At 62.5% G+C, this 12894-nt stretch carries 8 protein-coding genes; all 8 read right to left on the bottom strand.

Annotation, left to right across the window (positions count from 1 at the left end; all coding sequences use genetic code 11):
* Positions 1 to 16: 16 nt before the first annotated feature.
* The 8 genes from IFT47_RS19345 to tssE are packed head-to-tail and all read right to left on the bottom strand — an operon-like array spanning position 17 to position 12882.
* The gene (locus IFT47_RS19345) at positions 17 to 3955 is read right to left on the bottom strand and encodes a type VI secretion protein IcmF/TssM N-terminal domain-containing protein (RefSeq protein WP_192173526.1); all 3939 of its coding nucleotides are present in this window, start codon (positions 3953 to 3955) and stop codon (positions 17 to 19) included.
* A 30-nt stretch (positions 3956 to 3985) separates the two neighbouring features.
* On the bottom strand, positions 3986 to 4783 hold the full coding sequence (gene icmH, locus IFT47_RS19340; protein ID WP_192173527.1) for a type IVB secretion system protein IcmH/DotU: 798 nt from the start codon (positions 4781 to 4783) through the stop codon (positions 3986 to 3988).
* Positions 4780 to 6123, bottom strand: coding sequence for a type VI secretion system baseplate subunit TssK (tssK, locus tag IFT47_RS19335; protein ID WP_192173528.1), 1344 nt, complete (start codon positions 6121 to 6123; stop codon positions 4780 to 4782). The genes icmH and tssK overlap by 4 nt, the downstream gene beginning before the upstream one ends.
* Positions 6116 to 6901 carry a type VI secretion system lipoprotein TssJ gene (tssJ, locus tag IFT47_RS19330; RefSeq protein ID WP_244655975.1) on the bottom strand — a complete coding sequence of 262 codons (786 nt, stop codon included), beginning with the start codon at positions 6899 to 6901 and terminating at the stop codon, positions 6116 to 6118. The genes tssK and tssJ overlap by 8 nt, the downstream gene beginning before the upstream one ends.
* Positions 6902 to 6939: 38 nt before the next feature.
* On the bottom strand, positions 6940 to 9537 hold the full coding sequence (gene tssH, locus IFT47_RS19325; RefSeq protein WP_192173529.1) for a type VI secretion system ATPase TssH: 2598 nt from the start codon (positions 9535 to 9537) through the stop codon (positions 6940 to 6942).
* Entirely contained in the window at positions 9534 to 10604 is a 1071-nt protein-coding gene (tssG, locus tag IFT47_RS19320) for a type VI secretion system baseplate subunit TssG (RefSeq protein ID WP_192173530.1), read from the bottom strand. Before tssG ends, tssH begins: the two co-directional genes overlap by 4 nt.
* The gene (gene tssF, locus IFT47_RS19315) at positions 10568 to 12400 is read right to left on the bottom strand and encodes a type VI secretion system baseplate subunit TssF (RefSeq protein WP_192173531.1); all 1833 of its coding nucleotides are present in this window, start codon (positions 12398 to 12400) and stop codon (positions 10568 to 10570) included. The genes tssG and tssF overlap by 37 nt, the downstream gene beginning before the upstream one ends.
* Positions 12400 to 12882, bottom strand: coding sequence for a type VI secretion system baseplate subunit TssE (tssE, locus tag IFT47_RS19310; RefSeq protein ID WP_065988945.1), 483 nt, complete (start codon positions 12880 to 12882; stop codon positions 12400 to 12402). Before tssE ends, tssF begins: the two co-directional genes overlap by 1 nt.
* Between the last annotated feature and the right edge of the window lie 12 nt (positions 12883 to 12894).

Raw genomic sequence — 12894 nt, 5'->3', positions numbered from 1 at the left:
AACAGCGCGCCGCTCATCACTTCGCCGATCCTTGCGCCACGTCCTTGGACGGCGTGTTCAGCGCGCTCAAGGATTTGACGTTAGCGAGGTCCGTCAGCTTGACCCCGCCGTAGTTGCGCACCGCGAGGCTGACCTGACCGTTGGCGGTGTTCCAGCTGAAGCGCTGCTGGATGCCGTCGAGGTCATCGACCCGGGCGCTGTCGTTCATGCGCAACAGGCCCCAGCGACCGGGGTAGTCGAACACGGTGATGCGCTCGCCCGTCAGCGTCACGACGTCCAGTCGTGCGCCCGGCGCGGTGGTGGTACCCGGCCAGGAGAAGCGGCTCCAACTGGTCTTGCCGTTGCGGTAATGCTGAACCTGACCGTCGAGGGTGAAGATGATGTCGGTGAAGAACGCCGACGGTTCCAGCATGATCTCGAAGCCGTTTTCCTTGTCCGACAGGCTGGCGATGACCTGGCCGAGGGAGCTGGCTTTGTCGATGCTGGTGACCATGTTCGGGTTGACCAGCGGCGCAGTCTTGGCGCCGCTGCTCATGCCCAGGCCTTCACCGCCGGACAGGTTGCCGATCTCGTTGCGCTTGAAGTTCGGCAGCAGGCCGGACTCGGGATCGACAAAACGCTGCAGGTCTTTGACCGACGCTTCGTTGCGACTGCCGGCGGCGATCGGGTAACGGTGCGCCATGACTTGCTCCCACGGCTTGGCAATCTGCTGCGCCCAGGCCTTGGCGATCTGCTGGCCGGCCGGATCGCGCAGGGTTTCCCAGGCGAACTGGATCGGCAGGCTGAACAGGCCCTGCAACGATTCGGACAAGCCGCCCTGGCTGGTATCGACCGTGGTCTCGACGTAGTTGCGCACGTTGGTGACTTCGCTCGGCTGACCTTCCAGGGTTTCGCTGATCAGCTGCTTGCTGCTCTTGCCGACATCCTGGGAGCGCTGGATATTGTTCATCCGCACCTTCAGTTTGCGCAGCGCCGCCAAGTAGCGATCCATGATCGTGCTGTCGGCACCCTCGGCGTTCTGCGTCGCGAAGACCCGCGACACCGGTTCGAAGCGCTGGGCCAGGCTGCCGTCATCCACCGCTGGCAGTGGGGAAAGCATGGCAGCAGTCGGCACTTGCGGGCCGCTGACCAGTCCGGTGACCTTGCTCCAGAAATCATCAGCCTTCGGCGTGCCGGGCTGTTGATTGACCTGGGGCGCAGGCACGTCCCACTGGGTATTGTCGTTGACCCCGGACAACAGGATTTTCACCGGCGAGTTCTGCACGTCACTCAGCAGCGACAACTGTTGCGTGGCGTTGGCCATGTCGGTGAAGTGGCGCACGCCGACGCTGCTCAGCAAGGTGTACCAGGACTGGGCGTAGTCACGCTTGTAGCGCGCCATGAACTCGCGCATGAAGTTGGCTTTCTGGATGATGCTGTCGCCGCCGTCGCCGTCGAGCACCCAATCGGACTCGTTGCGCAGGTTGCTCGACATCAGCTTGATCAGCTCGGGTTTGACGAAACCGTCCCAACCCTGGCGGGTGAAAATCGCCGGCACCGCTTCGCTGCCGTAGAGCAACTGACGGCCGGGCAACGGCACCAGCTCGTTGAGGCCCACGGCCGGGAATTGCCGACTGGCTTCCAGTTGCAGGCGCAGGTATTCACGGTCCACCAGCGAGCTGGAAATCATGAACGACTTGAGGCTCTTGCGGGTTTCTTCGACCAGCTGATCGTTGCGGGGCAGGGCAGGGGCCTGACCGGTTTTGAGCAACTGCACGTACATCGGCACGTTATCGGCGATCACCTCGTCGCTGACCGGGCTGTCCGCCGACGCCGTGTTGCTCCAGGCGACGGGCAAGGCAGCGCTGACGAATTCCGGGTCCGAATGGGCGTTGGGTTGCGTCAGCATCAGGTACAGCTTGAGCGAATTGTAGGACTCGATGATCGACGCGACTTGCTGCTCATCCAGACGGCCGAGCATTTCTTCGGACAACGACAGGCCGCCGGTGGTGGCCGACAGTTCAGCGGCGTCACTGGCCGTGGCGGGGTTGCGCAGGTCGGCCAGGGCCGCTTCGCGGGTTTTGGTCACGTTGCTGCGCACGGCGCCTTTGAGGCGGCTGCCGACATCGCCGACGCTGCGCGGAATGCTGCTCAGGCTTGGCTTGCCGGTGTTGGCGGCAAAACTGCGCACGCCGCGATCGACCAGCTTCTGGCCCTTGTCGTTTTTACCGCCAGCCTTGCCGCTTGATTTACCAGCAGTGGCAGCGAGTTCGTTCTGCGGGTCCACGGATTTGGTGAACTCGTTGAACGCGCGCATCTGCATTTGCAGCTTCAGGGCGACTGGCTCAAGGGCCTGGCTGCGCAGTTGCTGCAGATAGGCCGTTTGCGCGGCAGCAAAGATTTCGTCACCGCGATACAGGCCGGCACTCAGTTGCAGCGGCACGCCCTTGGCGCGGTGCTTCTCGATTTGCGCCAGTTCATGGCGCAGCAGTTCCAGGCCTTCGCCTGCCGCCATGCGCTGGGCGCGGTCGGGCGCATCCTGCAGCTCGGTCAGCTTGTCTTGCAGGGCGGCGATCCACTCGCGGTTGTGCTGAAACGACAGCGCCTGCCAGCCAATGAAACCGAGACCTGCGAGCAGCGCGGCGGCAATGACCACCGGGGTCATCGACCTGTCGCGGCCGTCGCGGGACTGATACGAGATCAAGTCGCGATCGGGAAAAATCACCCGGCGGAACGTGTCAGTGATGAAGTAGCTGCGGTCGCCAGTCTTCCGGCCATTGGCCTGCGCGGCATTCGCGCTGTCGCTGGCCGGCTGCAGGGCAAAGTCTTCGGCCAGATCGTCGTCGAACACCTGGCTCAGTTGCTCGGCGGTCTGCAGCGCGCTGGTGAAATACAGGCCGCGCAGCAACAGCGGGCTGCCGTGGCTGGCGGGCTGGGTGAAGTGCTCGAGGAAGGGCACCAGCACGCCTGACAGATCGGCAAAGTAGTTCGGGAAGTTGAGCAGCTCGCTGTTGGCGTCGGAACCGAGCCTGATCATCTGCGCGTCGACGTGACGCTGAACGCCGTTGTGCAGGTTCTTCAGTTTGCTGTCGAGGACTGTCTTCAAACCCTGTGTGCGGATTTCCGACAGCGCGAAGGTCATGCCCAACGGCTGCTGGCGCTCGTTCAGGTCCAGACCGTCGAAGGCCTGATTGAAGCCCGGCAACTGGTCGGTCTTGCTCAGCATCAGGTAGATCGGCGGATGGGCGTCGAGGCTGCGGCTGTACTCCTCGATGCGTGCGACCAGCTGGATCGCCATTTCCGCACGTTCATGGGCGGTGGCTGCCAGCAGCTCCGGCAGGCTGACCACCAGCACCAGACCATTGATCGCGGTTTTCTTGCGCTGCTTTTTCAGCAGTTGCAGGAAAGCGGTGAATTCGCTGGCGGCCGAGTCCTCGGCCAGGTAACGGCCGGCGGTGTCGATCAATACCGCCTCAGGGCTGAAGTACCAGTCGCAGTGGCGGGTGCCGCTTTCGCCGCTGCTCTGGCCACTGGCGGTGGTGGCCGAGAGCCCGGAGCGGGTGAGCAGCGAAGTCTTGCCGGCCGCCGACTGTCCGATGACCAGGTACCACGGCAACTCGTACAACGCCGACGAGCCACCGCCGCCTGCCGAGCGATCGGCGCGGAGCATGGTGATCGCGTGCTTGAGGCGGTCGCGCAGCACTTGCTGGTCGCGGAAGTCGCCGTCGGCCGGCAGTGAGCGGTCAACTTCGTGATGCACCAGTTTTTCGAGATTGCGCTCTTTCTGAATGCGTCGTATCTGACGGATAAAGCCGACGAAGATGTAAAACCCGCTCACGATGAGCAGGGTTTGCAGCAGGTATTCCCGCGACCATTGGCTGCGTGCCGCCATGACCACGCAGGCGACGAGGCTTATCAGCCACAGCGTGATGACGAGGAACCAGAAACTTTTTAGAGCGCGAAGTAGTGTTTTCATGTCTTCCTGACTCGCTTACCCGAGCAGTGCTCAGGCACTGAACAATTGGCTGATGTGTTCGGACAATAAGGCAACGTCCTTGCCCAGCAGCCAGTCCAGCGTCAGGTAAACCGCCAGACAGACCAGCGCGATCAGCGCCAGGTAAACCCACACCGGCACCTCGTGACGCAGCATCTGCGAAACCTGATCGGGCAGCGCCCAGTCCGGCGACAGCGCTTTGGGGGTCTTGCGATAGCGGGCGATGTCCTGACCGAGTGTGTTGGCCAGATAGCGCAATTGATCCTTGCCTTCACCGACGCTGAATTTGCCCTCGAAGCCCAGGGCCAGGCACAGGTGATACACCTCGAGCACGTCGAGGTTGCGTTTGACGTCGGCGCGCAGGGTTTCGATCTTGTCGAAGAAACCTTCGCCCGCCAGGTGCACGCCGAAGTGACGGAACTGCAGCGGCGACACTTCGATGTGCCGGCGCAGCTCGTTGACTTTCTCCGCCGGCGCCGCCAGTGCGGCGTTGGCTGAAGCGGGCGACTCCTCGGCTTTTGCCACGACCGGGGCCACAGGCATTTTGGCCCGCAGCACGCTTTCGTCGAGAAACGCGCACAAAGCGTATTGCGTGTCCTTGACCTGCTCGACGCTGTAATTTGAGGCGCGGGCTTCTCGCTCCAGGTTGGCGAAGAAGGTGTCGACGCTTTCCTCGAACGCGCTGACCGAGGTCACTTGACGGCCACGACGCAGGATCAGCGCCATGCTGATGAAATCCTGCACCAGGTCTTTGAGGGTCGGTTTTGGCTGGTCGGCGGCCATGGCGCCTTGCATTACGGCTTCGCTCATTTGAGTACTGCCATCAGTTCAAGCTTGAGGTTGGTGAAAGCGCTGGGTGCGTAGAACGAGATCGCCTGGGCGCTCATCATGCGTTCGTAGACCCGGCCATGGGGTTCGATGGAGAAGTAGTGATTGTCCAGACGCACCGGAATGGCGTTGGGCAATCGTGTCGAATGGTTGAGCGTAGCGCCGGGCATCGCGCTGTTGACCACCACTTCGATGTCTTCCGGGGAGCCGACCTTGACCGCGCGCGGCACCAGTTCCAGCAGGCTGGAGCCCGGCATGTCGGCGTGCACGGAAATATAGAAATCGGCATCGACCAGTCGCGGATCGTGCAGCTGGCCCTGCCAGTACGACGGCTTGGTCTGGGTCAGGTTGATGACGATGCACTGGTTCGGGATGACGTTGTCCAGCAGCGTGCGGATCATCTGGTCCAGCGTGACCAGCGACGCCGCCGGGTCGTGGTGGTTGTACTCGGGGATGTCGTTGAGCTCGACCTCCAGCGAGAAGGTCAGCAAACCACCGGCCAGCTCTGCGAGGAACAGGTACAGACGCTCCGGGTGTAAACGCGGGTGGGCGAGCAAGTGCGCCAGATTCGGGTACGCGCGGTTGACCGTGTTGAGCAGCCAGAACAGCGTGACGTCGCTGGAGCCGAATTCGGCGATCTGGTCGGCACGCTCGCGGCGGCGGCCCGACAGCGCCTTGCTCTTCGAATGCAGGGCGCCGAGCAGACGCTTGCCCAGACCGATCAGGGTTTCGTGGGTGCCCAGGTGCAAGGTCGGGTGCACGAAGTGGGTGTCGAGGCTGAAGCCGCCAATGTTGTTGCGCGACAGCCGCGCGATCGGGCAGTAGCTGTAGCCGTCCAGCGAGTCGCCGTCGATCAGCATGACCACGTTCAGGCGCAGGCTGGTGATCTCGTTTTCCAGATCGCCCTCGTTGAGGTCGGGCAGGGTGTCGAACTGCTTGCGGAAACGCCGCGCGCTTTTCTGTTCCTGGCCGTCCTCGACGTAATTGAGGCCGAACGGCTCCGGCAGTTTCAGGGCGGCGTAGACCTTGAAGTCATTGCCCTTGAGCAACTCGCGCAAATCCCGCGCCTCCGGCAGCGGATCGTGTGACGGCGCGTCGAACAGGCTGCCGTCGGGAAATACCAGTTTCAGCCGCTTGAATTGCAGGGATCCGCCAGCCAGCGCTTCTTCGTCGATCTGCATGGCCTGCACGCCCCAATGGAAGGGCGTGCTGCGCAGCGTCGATTCGGCCAGCTGGTGCTGATGGAATTCATCCTGATACTGGAAGTGCTGCGGCAGAAGAAACATGCCTTCGGACCACATCACGCGGCTCTGCTTACTCATGAACGCCTTCCACTAATGAATCGAACTTTGACTGCACGCCTTTCTGTGCGCTCTGTTGCGCAGAGTCCACGGCGGTGTCCTTGGCCTTTTGCACCATCGCGTCCTGCACCTGTTGGCTCAGGGGCGGATTGCCTGCATTGGCGGCGGGCTCGGCCGTGGGCATGACGTTGCTTTTGGCGAACTGCGCCTCGGTCTGCGGCTTGTTCAGCACGTCGTTGCCACGCACCGCCAGCACGTGGTTGTTGTCGACCAGCACACGCAGGCCGTCGGAGGAAAACCAGATGCCGTCCTTGCGCAGGGAGTTGGCATCGAAGGCGACTTTCCAGTGGCTTTTCTCGTCGGAGCGGAAGAACGCAGCGATGCCGACATAACCGGTGGCCTTGTTCAGCGGCCACTGGTCGATCTGGCCCATGCCCGGCAGCAACGTGATTTCCTGGCTGTCGATGAGCGTGTTGCCGAGGGCCTGCTGCGGGTTGTCCCACAGCGAATCGGCGTCGATGGACGCAAACCGCTCCAGCGCGGTGAGCTGATAGACCCGCAGCACAACCGACAGCGGCCGGCCGCTCTCATCGGGGTTCAGCTGGTTGCCGCCGTCGGCCGTCAGGATGACTTTTTCCTTGTCGCCGAACAGCATGTCGCCGGCCCACGTGTCATCGACGCGCTTGCTGGCCCGGTCGGTGATGCCGCAGGCGGTGAGCGCCATCACGACCGTCAAAAGGGTCACACGGGTGGCCCAGCCGGCCCCGGCGCAAAGACGTTCCCTGTTTCGCATGTTCATGACTGCTACCTATGAATGCTCAATCAAATCAAGCCGGATCACGTGAGGCTGTAGGCGAAATCGCCGTCGCTGCTCAGTTCGATGTTCAGGCTCTGAATCGGTTTGTCCTGGGCCATGCGTTCCAGCACGTGCTGGGACAGTTCCGGCATGAGGGTCTTGGACAGAATGTTGTCGATGTTGCGTGCGCCGCTGTCGACCTCGGTGCAGCGCGCGGCGATGGCCTTGACCAGCGCCTCGTCGTAGCCGAGCACCGCCTGATGGTTGCGCTCGAAGCGTTTGCGAATGCGCTCCAGCTTCAGCGCAACGATGCGCTCCAGAATCTCGTCCTGAACCGGGTAGTACGGCACGATGGTCAGGCGCCCCAGAAAGGCGGGCTTGAACACCTGGTTCAGCTCGTCGCGCAGGTCTTCGACGATCTCGTCCGGCGTCGGCTGCTCGGTGGTGTTCAGGCAGCGCTGCATGATTCGATCGGTGCCGGTGTTGGAGGTAAGGATGATCACCGTGTTGCGGAAGTTGATCTCGCGACCTTCGCCGTCATCCAGTACGCCCTTGTCGAACACCTGAAAGAACAGCTCAAGCACGTCCGGGTGGGCTTTCTCCACTTCGTCCAGCAGCACCACGCTGTAGGGTTTGCGCCGCACTGCTTCGGTCAGCACGCCGCCTTCGCCGTAACCGACGTAGCCGGGAGGTGAACCCTTGAGACTGGAAACGGTGTGGGCTTCCTGGTACTCGGACATGTTGATGGTGATGACGTTACGCTCGCCGCCGTACAGGGTGTCGGCCAGCGCCAGAGCGGTTTCGGTCTTGCCGACGCCGCTCGGTCCCAGCAGCAGGAACACGCCGATGGGCTTGTTAGGGTCTTCCATGCGCGCCCGGGAGATCTTGATGCGTTTGCCGATCTCCGCCAGGGCGTGATCTTGCCCGAGTACGCGTTCGCCCAGCAGTGCCGGCAGGCGCTGCACGGTGTCGATTTCGTTGCGCAGCATCTTGCCCAGCGGGATGCCGGTCCAGCCGGAAATCACCTCGCCGATGGTGCCGCCGTCGACCAGTGCGTGGACCAGCGGCTGCTCGCCCTGAACGGCTGACAGCTCGGCGCGCACGGCGGAAATCTCGCTGACATCGGGTGTCTCGACGCTGCCCAGTTCAGCGAGTTTCTTGACCAGATCCAGCTCGCGCTGCCATTGCTGCTCCAGGGTCTCGCGGGTGTTCTGGACGCTCTGCAATTCTTCGTTCAGCGCGGCCAGACGGCGGGAGTGGTCGCTGCCTTTGGCGGCTTCCTGCTGCAGCACGGCGATCTCGGCCTGGACGTTGTCGATCTGGCGCTTGCAGTCTTCCAGCGGGCCGGGCTGCGCCGACTGCGCCAGGGCTACGCGGGCGCAGGCGGTGTCGAGCACGCTGACGGCTTTGTCCGGCAACTGACGCCCGGTGATGTAGCGGTTGGACAGGCGCACGGCCTGCACCAGCGCTTCGTCCATGACCGTGACTTTGTGGTGCTCCTGCATTTTGCCGAGCAGGCCACGGAGCATGTAAATGGCTTTGTCTTCGTCCGGCTCCTCCACCTTGACCACCTGGAAACGGCGGGCGAGGGCGGCGTCTTTCTCGAAGTACTTTTTGTACTCCGCCCAGGTAGTCGCGGCGATGGTGCGCAGCTCGCCACGGGCCAGTGCCGGTTTCAGCAGGTTGGCGGCATCGTTCTGCCCGGCCTGACCACCGGAGCCGATCAGGGTGTGGGCTTCGTCGATAAACAGAATGATCGGGTGCAGGCTGCGTTTGGTTTCTTCGATGACCGACTTCAGGCGGTTTTCGAACTCGCCTTTGACCCCGGCGCCGGCTTGCAGCAGGCCCAGATCGAGGGTGTGAATCGCCACATCCTTGAGCACCGACGGCACGTCGCCCTGAACGATGCGCAACGCCAGGCCTTCGACGACGGCGGTTTTACCCACGCCGGCTTCACCGGTGAGGATCGGGTTGTTCTGCCGGCGACGGGTCAGAATGTCGACCATCTGCCGCACTTCGAACTCGCGGCCCAGCACCGGATCGATGCGACCGTCGCGGGCGCTCTGGGTCAGGTTGATGGTGTATTGATCCAGCCCCGGCGTTTTGCCGTTGCCTTGAACAGTGCGGCCATTGGCGGCTTTCGGGCTTTCCAGCGGACTGGCCAGCCCCGATTCCGGGCTGCCTTCCACCAGCGCCGCGAGGTTGACCCGCAGGTCGTCGGCGTTGATTTTGTCCAGCTCTGGCGCCGAGGCGACGACCACGCGGTGCAGCTCGTCATCGTCCAGCAACGCTTGAATCAGGTAGCCGGTGCGGATCTGGCTCTGGCCGAATTCGATGGAGGCCAAAACCCAGGCCTGCTCGATCATCCGAGTGATGTGCGGCGACAGGGCCGGCGTGCGCGTGTTGCCTTTCTTGAAGGTGCCGAGGGCGGTGACCAACTGCGCCTGCAGGCGCTCGGGGACCACGTCGTAGTGACGAAGGATCGCCGGCAGATCGTTGTCGTTGTTTTCCAGCAGCTGCAGCAGCAAGTGCTCGACTTCAACGTCGTAATGATTTTCTGACAAGCACAGGGCGGCAGCGCCTTCTGTGGCTGTGCGACTGGTTTCGTTCAGTTTGGCGAACAGCGACTTCAGGTTCACAGTGATACCCCATCAAAAGGAATATGGAAAAGAGCACAACGGGCCGGCTCGACATCGGCGCCCGGACGTTTCAACCAGCCCAGCCAGCCCAGCGCGACGTTGCCCTGCCGGCCGATTTTCGCCAGCGGCACCGCCTCGCGCTTGAGGGTCGGCGCGATCTGGAAATCCAGGTGCGCGCCAACGTAAAAACGCACCAGCTCCACCAGCTTCTGGTAGTCCTCGGTGCCGGGCTGAAAACGCTGATAGTCGGCCAGCGTCAACGGGCCGATGTCGATGCGCACGGTGGACTGGTAATCCCAGACCCGGTTGCCGACCCCGGCGCTTTGCCCGAGGGCGGCATTCTTGCGGCCCAGCTGGGTGCACTGGCTGACGTCGAGCTTCAGCCAGCGCCCGGCGAACTGCCGGACCTTGAACGGCAGCGAGAAGTAAAAGCTCAGCATCACTTGCAGGTTCAGCGCGTTGCGCGGCTTCTGCGCGAACATCCCCGAGAAATAGCTGAACAGCTCCCGACGCAGCGGTGAGCCTTCAGGGCCGAACTTCTGTTTCTGCGCCTGCGGGCCGAGGCCCACCAGGTGCAGCAGGTAGCGATCAAAGTCGGACGTGCCGTTGCGCTCGTACTCGATGTAAAACTTGTACTTCTGCCAGGCCTCGTAGAACAGCGTGGTCATGCGGTGCGAGAACACGTCGAGAAACGCGTGAGCAGCGTCGTCGCGGTACTGAATGTGGCGCTCCAGCAACAGCTCGGTGTACGGGCGCGGCAACACGCCGGACGGCCCGACCAGCCCCATGAACGTCACCTGCACTTCGGTCAGCGGCAGCCCGGCCGCAGACACCTTGCCTTCACGCTCGAATTTCAGATCGCTGACTTCGCTCGCCGGGAAATTCAGCGACAGCTGCGAACGAAAGCGCAACGGGTCTTCATGGGGCCGCGTCTGCAGGTCCATTTGCCCGTTCCTGCTGTAATGCAGGCGGAGCAAACGCACCAACTGAAAGAATTCGAATCGGTGCGGCTCAGCCCGTGCCTGGTCGATCAGACCAGGGGTTGATCGCCGGTTCGCGGGGGCCATCGGACCACTCTCTTTTCGCGCTGCAAGGTGCGCAGGGTTAATTGGGTAAAACTGTTGATCGAGCAGTACTGGCCGAAGAAATGGTCGAGCACCATGCCGAACAGAAACACGCCGCTGCCGGTGTACTGGCTTTCATCGAACTTGAGGGTGATGCCCACGCCGCGCACGAAGTTCGGACGCGGGTGGCCGATCCGCGCGACCACCGGCTCGCTGCTGACCGAGACAATGCCGTTGATCTGCTTACGGATCGCCGAGGTGTTGCGGTAGTTGTAGAGCGACAGCAATTCCAGCAGCACGTCGCGGCCTTTGCTGACCAGCGACATGTGGTTCAGCGACAGGTGCGAGACCAGGCGCCAGATCACGCCGTTGCCCAGTGGCACGCGCACCGACGCGGTGGGTTTGCGCAGGCAGCGGATGTCGTCGATGACCGAGCCTGCCGGGACGCTGAAATCCCCGCGCGCGCCACCGAAGGGCAGCAGCGAAGGCAGGTCCCGGTTGCTGCAGGTCAGGCGGATGCTCAAGGTATCGCTGGCCGAGTTGATCAGCTCCAGATCTCGGTCAACCACACGAATGAACATGTCGGTGCCGTCCCGTTGTCGGCTCTGGGAGGGGCGTCGGCGGGCGATCCAGAAGCTGTTGCCCGGACCCTGATCGGCGCGCGGCTCGAAGAACGGATGACAGCTGCTGACCTGCTCCAGGCCGCCGACTTTCTTGACCCGGCGCACGCGGTCAATGGACACCACCTCGGCTGTGTTTTGCATGCGCACGTCCGGGATGATGGCGTATTCATGCTGAGCATGGGTCAGGGTGATCGGCTCGGCCTGCTGGCGGAACAGGTTGATGATCGGCGTGCAGTTGAGCTTGAAGTTGGCGCGGCCGATGTTCTGGGTCAGACGGGCCAGGCGGTCGTGCAGGTCGTAGTCGGAAAAGTAGAAATTGATCTCGACCTTGCCCAGCTTCTTGCCCGCCAGAATGCGGCGGAAACCGGACAGGTCGAAGAACATGAACTTGTCCGGGAAGGTGAAGTATTCGTGCAGCAGCCGGTAGCCGAGGAACGAACGCTCCGAATAATCCACCAGCCCTTCATCCAGACCGTAACCAACCGCCTTCAGCGCGTCGGCCGGCAGGGCCACTTCGCGCATGCGGCCGTCGTCTTCAAAGGTCAGCGTGGCTTTGGCCAGGTTGTTGAAGAGCAACTCGTACAGCTGCAGCATCAGCGTGCTTTCGCCATCGAGGAAGAAGCGCAACGAGTCCAGCTCCATCTGGCCGAACAGCACGTCGGAGGTCGCCGTCAGGCCGATGCGCAAACGCGCCACCAAGTCCGCGCTATGGCCGTTGAACGCCGAGCGTTCCATCTCCACGAACGAGGCCTGCTGCACGCTGATCGGCCACAGGTCGACCGGGTAGCACGTGCGGAACTTGCACACCACGCTGTCGATGGGCGTGGCATGAATCTCGGTGTGACGGGCGACGCGATAGGCGTCGGTGACTTTCTCGTTCTTGCCCAGGGTGAACTCGACGATGGACATCGACGGGGTAGGGCGCAGGTAGTGCGGGTACAGCACCTCAAGGAACGACTCGACGATTTCCGGAAACTCGTCATCGAGCTTCTTGTGCACCCGTGCCGCGAGAAACGAAAACGCCTCGATCAACCGCTCGGTATGCGGGTCCTCGCAGTTATCGCCCTCGATGAGCAACCGCGAGGCGATTTTCGGGTACTGGCTCGCGAACTCCTGGCCCAGAAAGCGCAGGTGCGACAGTTCCTTTTCGTAATAGGGGAGCAGGTCGTCGAGCATCAGTTGAGGTTCTGTACTGTGTATTCCTGGGTATTGACCTGCAACACCGCGTCAAAGGAAACCTGACGGGAGATGTCTTGCAGGCGCAGTACGGCGTCAACGCGAAAGGTCAGCATGCGTTGGCCGGTTTGTTGTGCGAGCAGTTGAACCTTGACGCTGCGAAAGCGCCGGTCGCCGTCGGAAATCGCTTTCTCCAGCTGCTGCTGAATCAGGTAGCGGTCCTGCGGGTCGAGCACGCTTTTGCTGGTGAAATCGGGCATGCCGTAGTCGAGGATCGTCCCCGGCAGTTGCGGAAAACCGGCGAGTTCGCCAGCCACCAGGGACTGACGGGTGTTCACCAGGATTTCCAGGTCCCGCACGATGCTGGCCTTGTAATCGGCCAGCGAACACAAGCGTTGCGCCGAGGCTTCAACGGACTGGTGCGGACGGTCGTCCAGCAACCGGTCCAGCAGTGACGGCAACAGCTTGTGTTGGCTACTCATGTTGCCTCCCTG

This window comes from Pseudomonas sp. CFBP 13711 (assembly GCF_014842265.1).
In the GTDB taxonomy this organism is placed as follows: Bacteria; Pseudomonadota; Gammaproteobacteria; order Pseudomonadales; family Pseudomonadaceae; genus Aquipseudomonas.
This window is presented reverse-complemented; position numbering and strand designations above follow the sequence as displayed.

Coding starts and splice junctions, on each gene's coding strand:
- tssF (WP_192173531.1), bottom strand. CDS start 12,400: ATGCTCGACGACCTGCTCCCCTATTACGAAAAGGAACTGTCGCACCTG.
- tssG (WP_192173530.1), bottom strand. CDS start 10,604: ATGGCCCCCGCGAACCGGCGATCAACCCCTGGTCTGATCGACCAGGCA.
- tssJ (WP_244655975.1), bottom strand. CDS start 6,901: ATGAACATGCGAAACAGGGAACGTCTTTGCGCCGGGGCCGGCTGGGCC.
- IFT47_RS19345 (WP_192173526.1), bottom strand. CDS start 3,955: ATGAAAACACTACTTCGCGCTCTAAAAAGTTTCTGGTTCCTCGTCATC.
- tssE (WP_065988945.1), bottom strand. CDS start 12,882: ATGAGTAGCCAACACAAGCTGTTGCCGTCACTGCTGGACCGGTTGCTG.
- icmH (WP_192173527.1), bottom strand. CDS start 4,783: ATGAGCGAAGCCGTAATGCAAGGCGCCATGGCCGCCGACCAGCCAAAA.
- tssK (WP_192173528.1), bottom strand. CDS start 6,123: ATGAGTAAGCAGAGCCGCGTGATGTGGTCCGAAGGCATGTTTCTTCTG.